The following is a 13,065-nucleotide window of genomic DNA, read 5'->3' on the forward strand; positions in this document are numbered from 1 at the left end:
GGCTTTCAGCATGGTGGACTGCATACGCTGTTCCTTTCTGTCTCTAGTGCCTTGTGCCGGCAGATCCGGTTAACGGTGGCTATCAAGCCGGCCCAATTTATTGGGCGGCAAGCATACCCCAGTCAGCGCTGGGATTGAAGTTCAGGGTGACATTGTCAATCAGACGGGTGTCGCCCAGCCGGGCAGCCGCCAGTATAACAATTTCTTCGGTGTCCATTGTTACTTCAGCGAGTGTGCTGGCGTCGCAAATGGAAAAATAGTCGGGCTCAAATCCGGCATCTTGCAGTGTCAGGCGAGCGTGGCGCTCTAGCTCCGCATAACTGTCAAAGCCGCAGGCTATGGCTTCGCGGCAGGACTGAAGGGTTTGATGCAGGAAGGGGGCCGCTTGACGCTGACGCTGGTCGAGGAAGCCATTACGTGAGCTCAGGGCAAGGCCATCTTCTGCGCGCGCGGTATCTACCCCTTCAATGTGAATAGGCATGCACAGATCGGCAACCATCTTGCGGATGACGGCGAGCTGCTGGAAATCTTTTTTGCCGAATACCGCGACATCGGGCTGCACAATCTGGAACAGCTTGGTGACAACGGTAGAGACACCGTCGAAATGTCCGGGTCGGCTTGCACCGCAGTGACTTTCGGAAACGCCAGGTACAGAGACGATGGCCTGCGCGCCCATGCCATTGGGGTACATTTCTTCAACGCCAGGATGAAACAGGTACTGCACGCCCTCTGCAAACAGTTTTTCCTTGTCGGCGGTGAGGGTGCGTGGGTATTTGTCGAGATCTTCGTTGGCCCCAAACTGGAGGGGGTTAACAAAGATGCTGACCACGACAACGTCGCCCAGAGCTCGGGCGCGTCGCACCAGCTGCAGGTGACCTTCGTGAAGGTTGCCCATGGTGGGCACAAAGGCGACACGACGGCCATTGCGTCGTTCGCTGTTCAGGGCTTCTCTCAGCCGCGCTGTTGTACTGAAGGTTTTCATACCACCCAACTTCCTACTCGTGCCATCGCTGATATGCAGATGCAGGTTGCTGTGATGTCAGTCCGCTGTCGCTGCGGGCTGGCGCCCAATCCGGAACTTACATCCGGCCCACTGCCATAGTGTTTACATTGTGAACAATTGGTAGTGGCGGGCAAGTATGCCCCAATCGTGAGAGGGGTTCAATGCTTTTTGGTAACAAATTTCCGGCGAGTTTGTTACCAAAAGAAGCGTTAAAATTGAGGTAACAAAAAGCACTGAAAGCCACGTCATCCGTGGCTTTCAGTGGGGTTGTTAGCTGAAGCTGTGCTCCGGCCCGGGAAATTCGCCACGTTCCACCGCCTCCCGGTAGCGGGTGAGGGCGTCAGGGATGTCTGCGGCCTCTGTCAGAAAGTTTTTGACAAACTTGGGCAGTCGCCGGGAGATGCCGAGCAAATCGTGCAGAACCAGCACCTGGGCATCGGTTTTGGGCCCCGCACCAATGCCTATAACGGGGATGCTGAGTGCCTCGCTGATACGTTCGCCCAGTTCGGTGGGGACACATTCAATGACCAGTAGGCTGGCGCCCGCATCTTCCAGAGTTTTGGCGTCGGTAATCATGCGGCGGGCACTGACTTCGTCGCGCCCTTGTACCTTGAACCCCCCCAGGGTGTTAACGGATTGCGGGGTAAGGCCGAGATGGCCGCACACCGGGATACCGCGTTCGGTCAGCAGACTGATGCTTTCAGCGAGCCACTGACCGCCTTCCAGTTTTACCATATGGGCGCCGGACTGCATCAGAGCGGTGGCATTGCGCAAGGTATCGTCAATGGTGTTGTAGCTACCGAAGGGCAGGTCAGATACGATCAGGGCGGTTTCTGTGCCGCGATTTACGCATGCTGTGTGGTAGCACATATCGTCCACGGTCACCGGCAGTGTGCTGGTGTGTCCTTGCAGGACATTGCCGAGGGAGTCGCCGACCAGGATGACATCAATGCCGGCCTGATCGACAGCTCGGGCAAACGTGGCATCGTAGGCGGTTAAAACGGCGAACTTTTCGCCGTTGGCTTTCTTGGCCAGCAGGGATTGCGGGCTGATTTTGTTCATGGGAGCTCCCCTTACACCAGGCTAGGGTTGAAGTAGTGGCGTCCACTGTGAATGCGCGGAATATAGTCAAGCAGCTGCTGGAAGTCACGCGGATTGTTGGCAAAATCGATTTCCGAGGCGTTGACGATTAGCAGTGGCGAATCTTCATAATATAAAAAGAACTCACTGTATATCTCGTTGATTTCTTCGAGATAGCGCCTCTCGACCCGCTGTTCGTAGCGGATGCCGCGGTTCTGGATGCGGTTCATCAGTACGTCGGCCGGGGCCTGCAGGTAAATGACGAGGTCCGGTACCGGGGCGTCGAGGGTGAGTTGGTTATATACTTTCTCGTACAGAGCCATTTCGTCGCTATCGAGGTTGGCTCTGGCAAACAGACGGTCTTTCTGCATCAGAAAGTCCGCTACCTTGGTAGGTTTGAAAAGGTCGCTCTGTTTGAACTCATCCAGCTGTTGGGCACGCTGGAAGAGAAAATACAGTTGCGTGGCCAGGGCAGCCTGGCGACGGTTCTTGTAAAAACGTTCCAAAAAAGGGTTTTCGTCGGCGCGTTCCAGCACGGTTTGATAGCCCAGGTGGTCGGCTAGCTTGTTTGTAAGCGTGGTTTTGCCCACACCTATCGGGCCTTCAACCGCAATAAAGGCCGGTAGTGGCTTGTTTTCAGACATTAACTCTCCCGGTAATCACTGCAGCAGCCAGAGGTCTTCTGCGCTGGCGTAGTCTAATAGTCCGGACAGGCAAGTGCCATCCGGCAAGGTTAAATCCGGCGCTAGCTCGGCCAAGGGGACCAACACGAAAGCTCGTTGCGCAAGACGCGGGTGCGGCACTACCAGGCGAGCAGTGTTGATGGTTTGCTCGCCGTAGAGCAGCAAGTCGAGATCCAGTGTTCGGGGTCCCCACCGCACATCACGTACTCGCCCGTGGAGATTTTCTATCTGTTGCAAGGTGTCGAGCAGAGCCAGCGGAGAGAGCAAAGTATCAACGCTGGCGACAGCATTGACGTAATCTGCCTGCTCGCCAGGCCCCACAGCCTTGCTACCGTAAAAGCGTGAACAGCGCAGGTTGTGCAGGCCAGGGGTGCCGGCAAGCCGGTCGAGTGCCTGACTTAGTTGCCCTTGAGGGTCGGCTTGGTTGCTGCCCAAGCCGAGATAGCATCTAACAGTCACGAGGGTTTCTGGTTGTTGCGGTAGCGAGGCTTGCGCCGGCGTCGGCTATTGTTGCGCGGCTTGTTGGCGCTGGTTTTTTTCAGCATGGCCTCGCGGGTGTCGGCATTGGCTTCCTGGTAGGCTGTCCACCAGGGGCCAAGTTCTTCCGGGATTTCGCCGGATTGTTCCCGCAGCAGCAGAAAATCATAGCCGGCGCGGAAATAGCGGTGCTCGAGCAGTTCCTCGGCACGGCGGCCGCTGCGCCGTGGGAGTCGCAGTTGCAGCTCCCAGATGTCGCGCATGGGCATGGAAAAACGCTTGGGGATCGACGTGTGCTGTATTTGACGCGAAATGGCAGATTGCGCAGCCTGGTGCAGGGCGGGAATTTCCGGAACCCCTTCGGCGAGCAGAATCTTCATTTCCTTTTGCACGACTGGCCAGAGCATCACTGCGTAAATAAAAGCTGGGGTAACCGGTTTGTCCTGGCTAATGCGCAGGTCGGTATTGACCAGCCCCTGCTCGATCAGGGCAATGGCGGTACTGTCGCCACTGTCGAGAATCTCTTGCGTGGCAGGGAATAGCGGACGGAACAGGTCGTAGTGTTTCAGCAGAGCGAACACGCGCAGGGCGTGGCCTTCCATAAAAAGCTTGAGCACTTCGTCAAACAGGCGTGCCGCCGGCACTTCGCTGAGCATGGGCGCCAGCGATTTGAGTGGGGCGGCAGTGTCAGGCGCGATATCAAAATCCAACTTGGCAGCAAAGCGCACCGCGCGGATCATCCGTACCGGGTCTTCCTGATAGCGGCTGCTGGCATTGCCGATAATGCGTACCTGCCGTTTTGCAAGATCGTTCAAGCTGCCGACATAATCGTGAACTGTAAACTTGTCGCTGCAGTAATACAGTGCATTGATGGTGAAGTCGCGGCGCACTGCATCTTCTTCCAGCGTGCCGTACACGTTGTCGCGCAACAGCATACCGTTATCGGCGGCAACGGCTGTTTTGTCGTTGCCGTCACTGTGGCTGCCGCGGTAGGTGGTCACTTCAATGATTTCGCGGCCAAAGCGTACGTGCACGATCTTGAAACGCCGGCCGATAATGCGGCTGTTGCGAAATAGCTGGCGGATTTCTTCGGGGGTCGCGTTGGTGCCAATATCGAAATCTTTAGGGTGTTTGCCAAGCATCAGGTCGCGTACGCCACCACCCACCAGAAAAGCCTCAAACCCGCCGCTGCGCAAACGATGCATAACTTTCAGCGCATTGTCGCTGATATGTTTGCGGGAAATTGGGTGTTCGTCGCGGCTGAGAATGCGAGGAAGCTTGGGTTCCGCTGACTTGCGCGTCACGGCGGAAGTGATTTTTGTCCAGAGATTAGCCACTTATATTGAATAGTTCCTGTGTGCCGTTAGCTGATTACGCGCGGCATTCTAGCATAGATGATTGATCGCCCTGAGCGGTAGTTTATGAGCAGCTCGGAGCCATTGGTTACCGGTAGCCATGGGTGCGGTGTGAAGAGTGCCCTGTGGCTTATAAATACAGCTTTGCATTTTCGGGTAGATAGTGTCGGGGAATCAAGGCGGGTGGGTAGATTTTCAAGGCCCAGAAATGAAGAAGGGGAAAACAATGTCTTCCCCATCCAGGTCTCTATGCAATTGTTTTTATTTGTCTTCTTGCTCTTATTATTATTTTTTACTTGTTATTATTTTTATTTGACAGCTATATAGCAGTTAGCGTGCCAGGTTTGTAAAGTTGTTTATATTCAATGAGATAGGGTAATTCGGGTGACCAGTATTGTCTAAGTATAAGTGCTTATTGTTACTGATCTGCCCGTTGCTTGTTACTTTTACCAATTAGGGTAACGGTGGTTTCTGTATTTTTTGTGACAATTGGTATCTGCTTGGAACTTCTCCGCAATCAGGCGGTCTTCGAGCTCTTTTTCCGTGGAATGCCCAGCCGCTGGCGTCGTTCCCACAGGCATTCGCGGCTCACGCCCAGTTTTTGCGCGAGCTCTGTTTCGCTCATTGAATCCTGGTGTTCCAGAACAAAGCGCTGGAAGTAATCTTCCAGTGACAGGTCTTCGTTGGGGTCCAACGCGCTGTTGCTGCTGGACTTACTGGGCTCTGGGTCTTTGCGAGGCTTGTTCTGGGGCTTCTGTTTGGTGCGTATCTGGCTGACGTCGACCAGCTCCAGATCTATGTCCAGCTCATCATTGTCGATCTCGGGGCCGTCGCTGAGGATGACGGCGCGCTCCACAGCGTTTTCAAGCTCGCGAATATTGCCCGGCCAGATATAGGTGGTAATGGCTTGAATGGCTTTCGGCGAAAAATGCATCTCTTCTTTGCCAAGGCGCTCGGAGCTGCGCTGCAAGACGGCTTCAGCAATCTCAAGAATGTCTTTGCCTCGCTCGCGTAAGGGGGGAAGTTCCAGCTGAATTACGCTGATTCGGTAGTAGAGGTCTTCCCGGAAATCGTGATCTCGCGCCATATTTTTCAGATCGCGGTGGGTGGCGCAGATTAATCGTACATCCACAGTGCGCGCCTGTACTGAGCCAATGCGGCGAATTTCATTCTCCTGAATAAAGCGCAGCAGGCGGGCCTGAGCTTCCATCGGCAGCTCGCCGATTTCGTCGAGAAAGAGGGTGCCGCCGTCCGCTGCTTCGATCAAGCCGATGCGGTTGGTATTGGCGCCGGTAAATGCCCCTTTTTCATAACCAAAGAGTTCGGACTCAATCAGTGTTTCCGGGATGGCGGCACAGTTGACTGAAATCATCGGCTTGTCCGCACGGCTGCTGCGATTGTGGATGGCTTTGGCAACCAGTTCTTTACCGGTGCCGGTTTCGCCGCGGATCAAAACGGTGGCTTCCGTAGGCCCGACTTTACGGATCTTGTCATACAGGGTTGTCATGGATTTGCAGCTGCCGATCATTTCCCCCAGCTGAGGCTGACCGCGTTGGCCGTTGCGCCGGGTGCGACTGGCGGACGAGCGATCGTCGCCGGCGTGGAGTTCGATATTGCGACGCACGGCTTCGAGCATTTCGTCATGATCAAAGGGTTTGGCGACGTAATCAACGGCACCGAGCTTCATGGAGTCTACCGCTGAGCGCAGGCTGGCATAGCTGGTCATGACCAGTACCGGCGACTCCGTGTTCTGGATAAGGTCTGTGCCGGGCGCGCCAGGCAGGCGCAGATCCGTGATAATCAGGTCGAAGTCGTCGAGGGTGAAGTTTTGCTGGGCCTCCGTGACTGAGGCGGCCTCCTGCACCCGATAGTCGTTGCGTTCGAGCAGGCGTCGAAGGGCTTTGCGGATTACGTCTTCGTCTTCGACAATCAGTATGTCATTCATCTTTGTCTCGCAATCTGACATTCGTCTGCTGGATGGCGGGCGGGTGTGTTACCAAAATGCCCAGTCCAAGTCGTAACACGACAAAATACCGCTTCCGCTCTGAATTTGCCAGTCTGTCTCAGGCTGTCCGCTCAAAGCGCCGGAAGGTCAGGTGCACGCAGGTGCCCCGATCGCGTCCTTTAACCGGGCTTTCGATTTGGATCTCGCCGCCCAGATCCTCCACGATGTTGTATACCAGTGCGAGCCCCAAGCCAGTACCTTTACCGGGCTCTTTGGTGGTAAAGAAAGGCTCGAAAATGCGTTCCAGAGCCTCAGGCGGAATGCCGCTGCCGTCGTCACACACGGCAACTTGAACCTGGTCGTGATCCGCTTGTGCGGTAACGCGAATTTCCCCGTCACTGTCGCTGGCGTCGCGGGCGTTGGACAGAAGGTTGATAAAGACCTGAATCAGACGCTGGTTGTCGGCGGCAATGATCAATGCCTGAGGGCAATCGTTGACGAAGTGTACCGGTTGCGCCTCCCGGTCGAGGGTAAGCAATTGCAGGGCCTCGTTGACGCAATGTTTTACATCGACGGCTTCAATTTTGCTGACCTGTGCGTCGCGGCCTTGATGGGCGAAATTAACCAGACTCTGGACAATGCCGGTAATGCGTTGTGTCTGTTTGATGATCTGTTCGGCGCTATCCAGTATTTCCGGGTCCTCGGAGTCAAAGCGCAGATTTTGGGCGAGGCAGGCAATGCCGGTTACTGGATTGCCGATCTCGTGGGCGACGCCCGCAGCGAGCCGGCCGATGGAAGCCAGCCGCTCCTGATGTGTGAGCTTACTTTCCATCAGGTGATTGTCAGTTACATCTTCAACGATAATGACCTGTTCACTGCGGGTTAAGGGGTCGACCGCTGCTTTATGTAGATTGAGGACGCGGGTAAAAGGCCCTTGTTCGAAATTGTATTTGCGCCAGTGCAAGTCTTCGCTGTTTACAAACTCGTTGAGCAGGGTTTCCCAATGGGAATCCACGTCATTGAGGCGTGAGCCAGTAATGTCTTCGCTGGCAATGCCGGAGAGGTCACTCATGGCTCGATTCCACATCAGAATTTCGCCATCGGTACCTAAAGAGCACAGGCCAATGGGTAGCTCGTCGAGGGTTTGCCGGTGGTAGCGACGCAGATTGTTCAGGTCTGCAGCCAGGCCGGTGAGGTGGGCGTTGTAGAGTTCCAGTCGGCTTTCGATAAAGGTAATGTCTTCGCTGCCTGTGCTGGGGTCGCCGGTGTAGGGCAGCTGCTGATCGACCAAAGATTTGGCAACGCCGGGCCCCATGAGTGCAGACAGGTTGATTTCAATGCGGTCGCGCAGCCGGCGCAGGGCATAGGGGCGCCGTTCGTCGGGTGCGAGCCGCAGTTCTTCCAGTGCTTTGGCAACTTCGCGCTGGGCCACGTGCTCGCCCAGTGCGTAGGCCAGGCGCTGCTGCATCTCGGCAGCATCACGCAGATCCAGCAATTGTCGAGCAGGTCGGTTTAGATCATCCAGGGTACAGGCTTCGGCGGCAATGCGTTCTTCATTGCGCGTGGGCGTAAGCAGCGACACGGCAATAAACATCAGTGCGTTGGCGGTTAGTGACACGGCTACGACTGCAACCCAAGCCAGTTCGTCGGGCAAATCGGACACATAAAATGAGGTCACCCAGTTGCCATCAATGGCATCGACGAGCGTTGCTAATGAGCCCATCGTCCAAACGAGGAATCCTGCCAGCAAGCCGGCAATCAACCCATAACTGTTAGCCCTGGGCCAATAGAGAATGGCCAGTGTGCCGGGCAGAAATTGTGCGCAGCCAGAGATTGCGGCGATTGCCAGTTGCGAGAAGGTGTGCTGGTCGGGCATCAGCTGGTAAAAGCCAAAGCCTGTGAGAATAATCACCGCTATCAGCAGCTGCCGAATACGCAATAGCCAGTGATAGATATCGGTCTTACTGTCTGGCTGGTAGATAGGCAGTATCAGGTGGTTCAGACACATTGAGGCCAGTGCTAGCGTCGCGACAATAATAACGCCGCTGGCTGCGGACAGGCCACCTACGTACACCACATAGGTCAGCCAAGTCTGGTTGGTTTCCAGGCCGATGGCCAGTGAGTAAAACTGGGCGCTGATATCGGAGCCCAGTGCTTCGCCGGCCCACAGAATGGGGAACACGGGCAAGCTGATCAGCAGCAGATAGAATGGAATGCCCCAGCTGGCGGGTTTAAGGTTGGAGGCCTTCGGGTTCTCGGCAAACAGCACGTGGAACACGTGAGGCAGACACACGGCACTGGCAAAAAACATCACCAGCGACATGCGTGTGCTGTCGCCGCCGGCGGGGGTGTTCAGACTCTCAATCAGGTTCGGTTGTGTTGTCAGCCAGGCTTGCATGTCGCCAAAGCTTCCAAACACCAGTTTGATGGAAAAGAAGCCAGTAATCAGTAAGGCGAACAGTTTAACAAGCGATTCAAAGGCGATGGCGGTCACCAATCCGCGGTGACTTTCCCGCGAGTTCAGGTGGCGTGAGCCGAATAGAATCGCAAACACACTGATAAAGATACAAAACAGAAGAGCCAGTCCGTCGCGTTCACCGAGGGAGTTGCCGTCGCTTTGCGTTATCACCAGCATGGACTCGGTAACCGCCTGAATCTGCAGCGACAACAGCGGCAACATGGCGATTAGCATAAACAGGGTGACCAGAGAGCCGGCCCACTGACTGCGGAATCGGAAGGTCAAAACGTCGGCCAATGAATTGAGGCGGTAGGATAGGCAAATACGCATCAACGGCGACAGCAGCAGGGGATAGACGATAAAAGCGGAGGATATTCCCAAGTAGTAGTTTATGTAGCTGTAGCCGGCGTGCCGAGCGTAATCGACAATGCCGTAGATTCCATACGCGCTTACAAAAACCGTTAGTGACAGTACGAAGATTGCCGGGTGTTTGATGATCCGTTCAGGAATGACGTGGCGCTCTGCGGCGTAGGCGATTGCAAACAGCAGTATCAGGTAACCAGTGCCGAGCGCGAATAGCACATGGAGATCAGGGTGCATTGCGGGGAGTGTCCTGTCGCTGGCTGATATAGACAAAGATCACCACGCCGAACCAGATCAGGTGGGGGCGGTACCAGGCAATGCTGCCATCAAGCAGCCACTGCTCCAGCGACGGTGTAAACAGGAAAAACACCGAAAACAACAGTATCAGGGAGGATTGAATATGCATCCGCAGACCTCGTCGGAAGTGCTGCTATGGTAATAGAGGCTCTCCGTGATTGTAAAACGCTGATTCTGGTTGTCCCATGACCGCTGGCAAACGTTGCCGGTCCCAGTGCTTGATCGCCGCCAGCAGTAGGCTATCGATGCTGTGGCGCGAGTCGGGGAGCGGTTGATTTAGAAAGTGCAAGGCCAGCAGCAGATTATCGATTGCGCGACTGTTCTCGACCGGGGCCGCGAAGGTCTGCTTGCTCAATTTATGACCATCGGTGCCGACAATAACCGGGAAATGGAGATAGCGCGGCGCTGGCAGCCCTAGCAGAGATTGCAGGTAGCGCTGTCTCGGTGTCGACACCCACAGATCTGAACCCCGTACCACGTGGGTAATGCCCTGGTAGCCATCGTCGACGACGACAGCCAGCTGGTAGGCGTAATAGCCATCGCGCCGTTTGAGGATAAAGTCGCCAACCTCCTGTTGGAGGTTCTGATGCAGTGGCTGCTGCAGATCATCGTGGGCGTGCCAGATGTGATCAGGCACGCGCAGGCGAATGGCGCAGTCGTCAGTTTTTGCGGGGGTAACACAGTGCCCCCGATGAATACCGTCATATTGGCTTAGCTGACGTCGCGAACAGCTGCAGCGAAAAGCTTGTCCGGTATCCAGCAGGTGGGCCAGTGCGGATTCATAGGCAGCTGAGCGAGTGCTTTGTTCCAGCACGTCGCCGTCCCAACACAGGCCGTGATGGTGCAGCGTATCTAAAATTCGGCGATCAGCGCCCGCGATTTCCCGGGGCGGGTCGATGTTTTCCAGGCGCACCAGCCAGCGACCATTGCTTGCTTTGGCATCGAGAAAACTGGCGAGTGCGCCAATCAGTGAGCCGATATGGAGAGGCCCGGTGGGCGAGGGGGCGAAGCGACCGATATAAAGCGGATGGGTCATGGCAGGTGAGGTGGTGGGCGGCCCGGGGCCGCCCGGTCAGGATCAGCCGTGTTCCTGCCTTTCCTTGATTTCGTCGAGAGTTTTGCAATCAATGCACAGGCTGGCAGTGGGGCGCGCTTCCAGGCGCTTGATGCCAATCTCTACACCACAGGTATCACAAAAACCGTAGTCGTCGTTGTCGATCAGGTTCAGGGTAGACTCAATTTTCTTGATCAGCTTGCGTTCGCGATCTCGCGTTCGCAACTCCAGGCTGAATTCTTCTTCCTGGGTTGCACGGTCGGCAGGATCCGGAAAATTGGCAGCCTCATCTTTCATGTGGGTCACGGTGCGATCCACTTCTTCCATCAGCTCAGATTTCCATTTGAGCAGGATGTTGCGGAAGTGGTCCTTTTGCTTGTCGTTCATATACTCCTCACCCTTTTTTGGCTTATAGGGTTCGAAGTTTTTGAACACTCCCGCTTCTTTTTGCTTTGCTGGCATTGATTCAATCTCTCCATCAACGACTGGAAGTGCGCCGCAGCAGGCCTGTACAGCCAACTACCCCCGGCGCTAAAGCGGCAAAGCTACCAGATTACTCGGGCTCGCGCCATAATAAAAAGACCGCTCTGAATAGGCTTGCCAGACAGATAAGTATAGCTGCTAATGACGCATTCGGACGGTGGCGGCAACGTCTTTGGCTGTTACCATAGGCATTTTTGCCGGAGATGACATCTTGACCCGACCCTACGCCCGTCGCCTGCAGGATATTGAACCCTTCAGAGTAGTTGAAGTACTCACCCGGGCCAAGCAGCTTGCCGCTGCGGGGCGGGACATTGTGCGTCTGGAAGCGGGTGAGCCGGATTTTTCCACGGCGGAACCCATCGTGCGCGCAGCCCAGGCGGCCCTCGCGCGCGGGGAAACCCACTACAGTCAGGCGGCCGGGATACCGGAGCTGCGCGAGGCCATCGCCAACTATTACAAGACCGATTACAACCTGGCTATTGCCCCCGAACGCATCATGATCACCCCTGGTGCATCCGGGGCTCTGCTGCTGATTTCGGGGCTGCTGCTCAACCCAGGTGACGGCATTCTCATGACGGACCCGGGCTACCCCTGTAATCGCAATTTTTTCCGCCTGGTAGAGGGCGAGGGCCAGCTGGTGCCGGTGGGGCCGCAGGATCGCTACCAGCTCACCGCCGAGAAAGCGGCAGCCGTCTGGCGGGAAAATACGGTGGGGGCCATCGTCGCCTCGCCGGCTAACCCGACTGGGGAAATCCTTACCGAGCAAGAGCTGCGGGATCTTTACAGTTTGTGTGAACGCAAAGACGGTTATCTGATTGTCGATGAGATCTACCACGGCCTGGATTATGACGAAAAAGCAGCAAGCATCCTTTCGATTACGGACCAGGCCTTTGTGATCAACAGCTTTTCCAAATATTTCGGAATGACAGGGTGGCGCTTGGGCTGGTTAGTGGCACCGCCAGACGCAGTGCCACACCTGGAAAAGCTGGCTCAGAACTTGTTTATCTCCATGTCGACGATGGGGCAATACGGTGCCTTAGCGGCCTTTGAGCCTGAAACCAGAGGCATACTCAACAATCGTCGAGATGAGTTCAAGCGTCGACGGGACTATTTGCTGCCGGAGTTGCGACGCCTTGGGTTTGATATTCCGCACACGCCTGCCGGTGCTTTATATCTCTATGCCGGCATACAGAAGTTTGGAGGCAATAGCGCGCAATTTTGTGTGGATATGCTGGAGCAGCACGGAATCTCAATTACCCCTGGTGCCGATTTTGGGCGCTACCGAGCAAATGAGCACGTACGCTTTGCCTACACGACCTCTATGTCGCGCTTAGAGGAAGCTGTGGCACGGATGGATCGCTTGTTTGCCTAAGGCGCAATGGTTAATGCACAGCGTCGCAATGGCAGTCGAGCGCAAGCGAGAAGAAGTAATTTACGTATCCAATCGAGGCAGTAAAGGCATACTCGATCTATTTCTGAACAAACAGTGGCGTTATCAAGGAGAGCAGCTTGGTACACAGCTAGCGTGTTCATTGCTGCTATTGTGTACTGTCATTGCAATGTTTATATCGTGTAAGTCGCGGTATTGAAGGGCAGGGATGTGGATCGCCCGTGTATTCTCGCGAAGCGTATGACAGTCGATTAACGCCGTCAGCATCTATCAGAGATTTTTTAGTAACTTTTCGGTCGGCAGGTTAGTGGGTAACTCTATTCGGTAGAGGGTGGATTTGGTTGACAGGAATGTCCCCGCTCCGGAGAATGAAGCTCTCTCTAGGGGGCGCAATGATCGATATCGGTCGTCTGGGCGTACAATCGTCGCTCAGAAATAACTAAAATCAGCTATCGGCTTTTCCGGAGCGGTAATACC

The 13,065-nt window shown here is 55.3% G+C and carries 11 protein-coding genes; 1 reads left to right on the forward strand and 10 read right to left on the reverse strand.

Features of this window, described 5'->3' with window-relative positions; genetic code table 11:
- Window positions 1-97: 97 nt before the first annotated feature.
- The 10 genes from panC to dksA form a co-directional block, all read right to left on the reverse strand.
- A complete protein-coding gene (panC, locus tag ABYP39_RS12605; RefSeq protein WP_372748619.1) occupies window positions 98-982 on the reverse strand; it encodes a pantoate--beta-alanine ligase in 885 nt (294 codons plus the stop codon).
- A 291-nt stretch (window positions 983-1,273) separates the two neighbouring features.
- Window positions 1,274-2,065 carry a 3-methyl-2-oxobutanoate hydroxymethyltransferase gene (gene panB, locus ABYP39_RS12610; RefSeq protein WP_372748618.1) on the reverse strand — a complete coding sequence of 264 codons (792 nt, stop codon included), beginning with the start codon at window positions 2,063-2,065 and terminating at the stop codon, window positions 1,274-1,276.
- 11 nt (window positions 2,066-2,076) lie between these two features.
- Window positions 2,077-2,727 (reverse strand): deoxynucleoside kinase, encoded by a 651-nt coding sequence (locus ABYP39_RS12615; RefSeq protein WP_372748617.1) that lies wholly within the window; start codon window positions 2,725-2,727, stop codon window positions 2,077-2,079.
- 15 nt (window positions 2,728-2,742) lie between these two features.
- On the reverse strand, window positions 2,743-3,225 hold the full coding sequence (folK, locus tag ABYP39_RS12620; protein ID WP_372748616.1) for a 2-amino-4-hydroxy-6-hydroxymethyldihydropteridine diphosphokinase: 483 nt from the start codon (window positions 3,223-3,225) through the stop codon (window positions 2,743-2,745).
- Window positions 3,222-4,580, reverse strand: coding sequence for a polynucleotide adenylyltransferase PcnB (gene pcnB / locus ABYP39_RS12625; RefSeq protein WP_372782842.1), 1,359 nt, complete (start codon window positions 4,578-4,580; stop codon window positions 3,222-3,224). The genes folK and pcnB overlap by 4 nt, the downstream gene beginning before the upstream one ends.
- A gap of 535 nt (window positions 4,581-5,115) precedes the next feature.
- Window positions 5,116-6,543 carry a sigma-54-dependent transcriptional regulator gene (locus tag ABYP39_RS12630; RefSeq protein ID WP_372782844.1) on the reverse strand — a complete coding sequence of 476 codons (1,428 nt, stop codon included), beginning with the start codon at window positions 6,541-6,543 and terminating at the stop codon, window positions 5,116-5,118.
- Window positions 6,544-6,661: 118 nt separating this feature from the next.
- Window positions 6,662-9,601: an ATP-binding protein gene (locus tag ABYP39_RS12635; protein WP_372782846.1), complete on the reverse strand. Its 2,940-nt coding sequence runs from the start codon at window positions 9,599-9,601 to the stop codon at window positions 6,662-6,664.
- Complete coding sequence (locus tag ABYP39_RS12640; protein WP_372758651.1) at window positions 9,591-9,770, reverse strand: hypothetical protein; 180 nt, start codon at window positions 9,768-9,770, stop codon at window positions 9,591-9,593. The genes ABYP39_RS12635 and ABYP39_RS12640 overlap by 11 nt, the downstream gene beginning before the upstream one ends.
- A 24-nt stretch (window positions 9,771-9,794) precedes the next feature.
- Entirely contained in the window at window positions 9,795-10,697 is a 903-nt protein-coding gene (gene gluQRS / locus ABYP39_RS12645) for a tRNA glutamyl-Q(34) synthetase GluQRS (RefSeq protein ID WP_372782848.1), read from the reverse strand.
- A gap of 42 nt (window positions 10,698-10,739) precedes the next feature.
- Complete coding sequence (dksA, locus tag ABYP39_RS12650) at window positions 10,740-11,177, reverse strand: RNA polymerase-binding protein DksA (RefSeq protein WP_372758649.1); 438 nt, start codon at window positions 11,175-11,177, stop codon at window positions 10,740-10,742.
- Window positions 11,178-11,409: 232 nt separating this feature from the next.
- Between dksA and ABYP39_RS12655 the strand changes: the two genes are divergently transcribed.
- Window positions 11,410-12,570 (forward strand): pyridoxal phosphate-dependent aminotransferase, encoded by a 1,161-nt coding sequence (locus ABYP39_RS12655; RefSeq protein WP_372782850.1) that lies wholly within the window; start codon window positions 11,410-11,412, stop codon window positions 12,568-12,570.
- Window positions 12,571-13,065 lie beyond the last annotated feature (495 nt).

This window comes from Litorivivens sp. (genome assembly GCF_041625495.1).
In the GTDB taxonomy this organism is placed as follows: Bacteria; Pseudomonadota; Gammaproteobacteria; order Pseudomonadales; family Spongiibacteraceae; genus Litorivivens.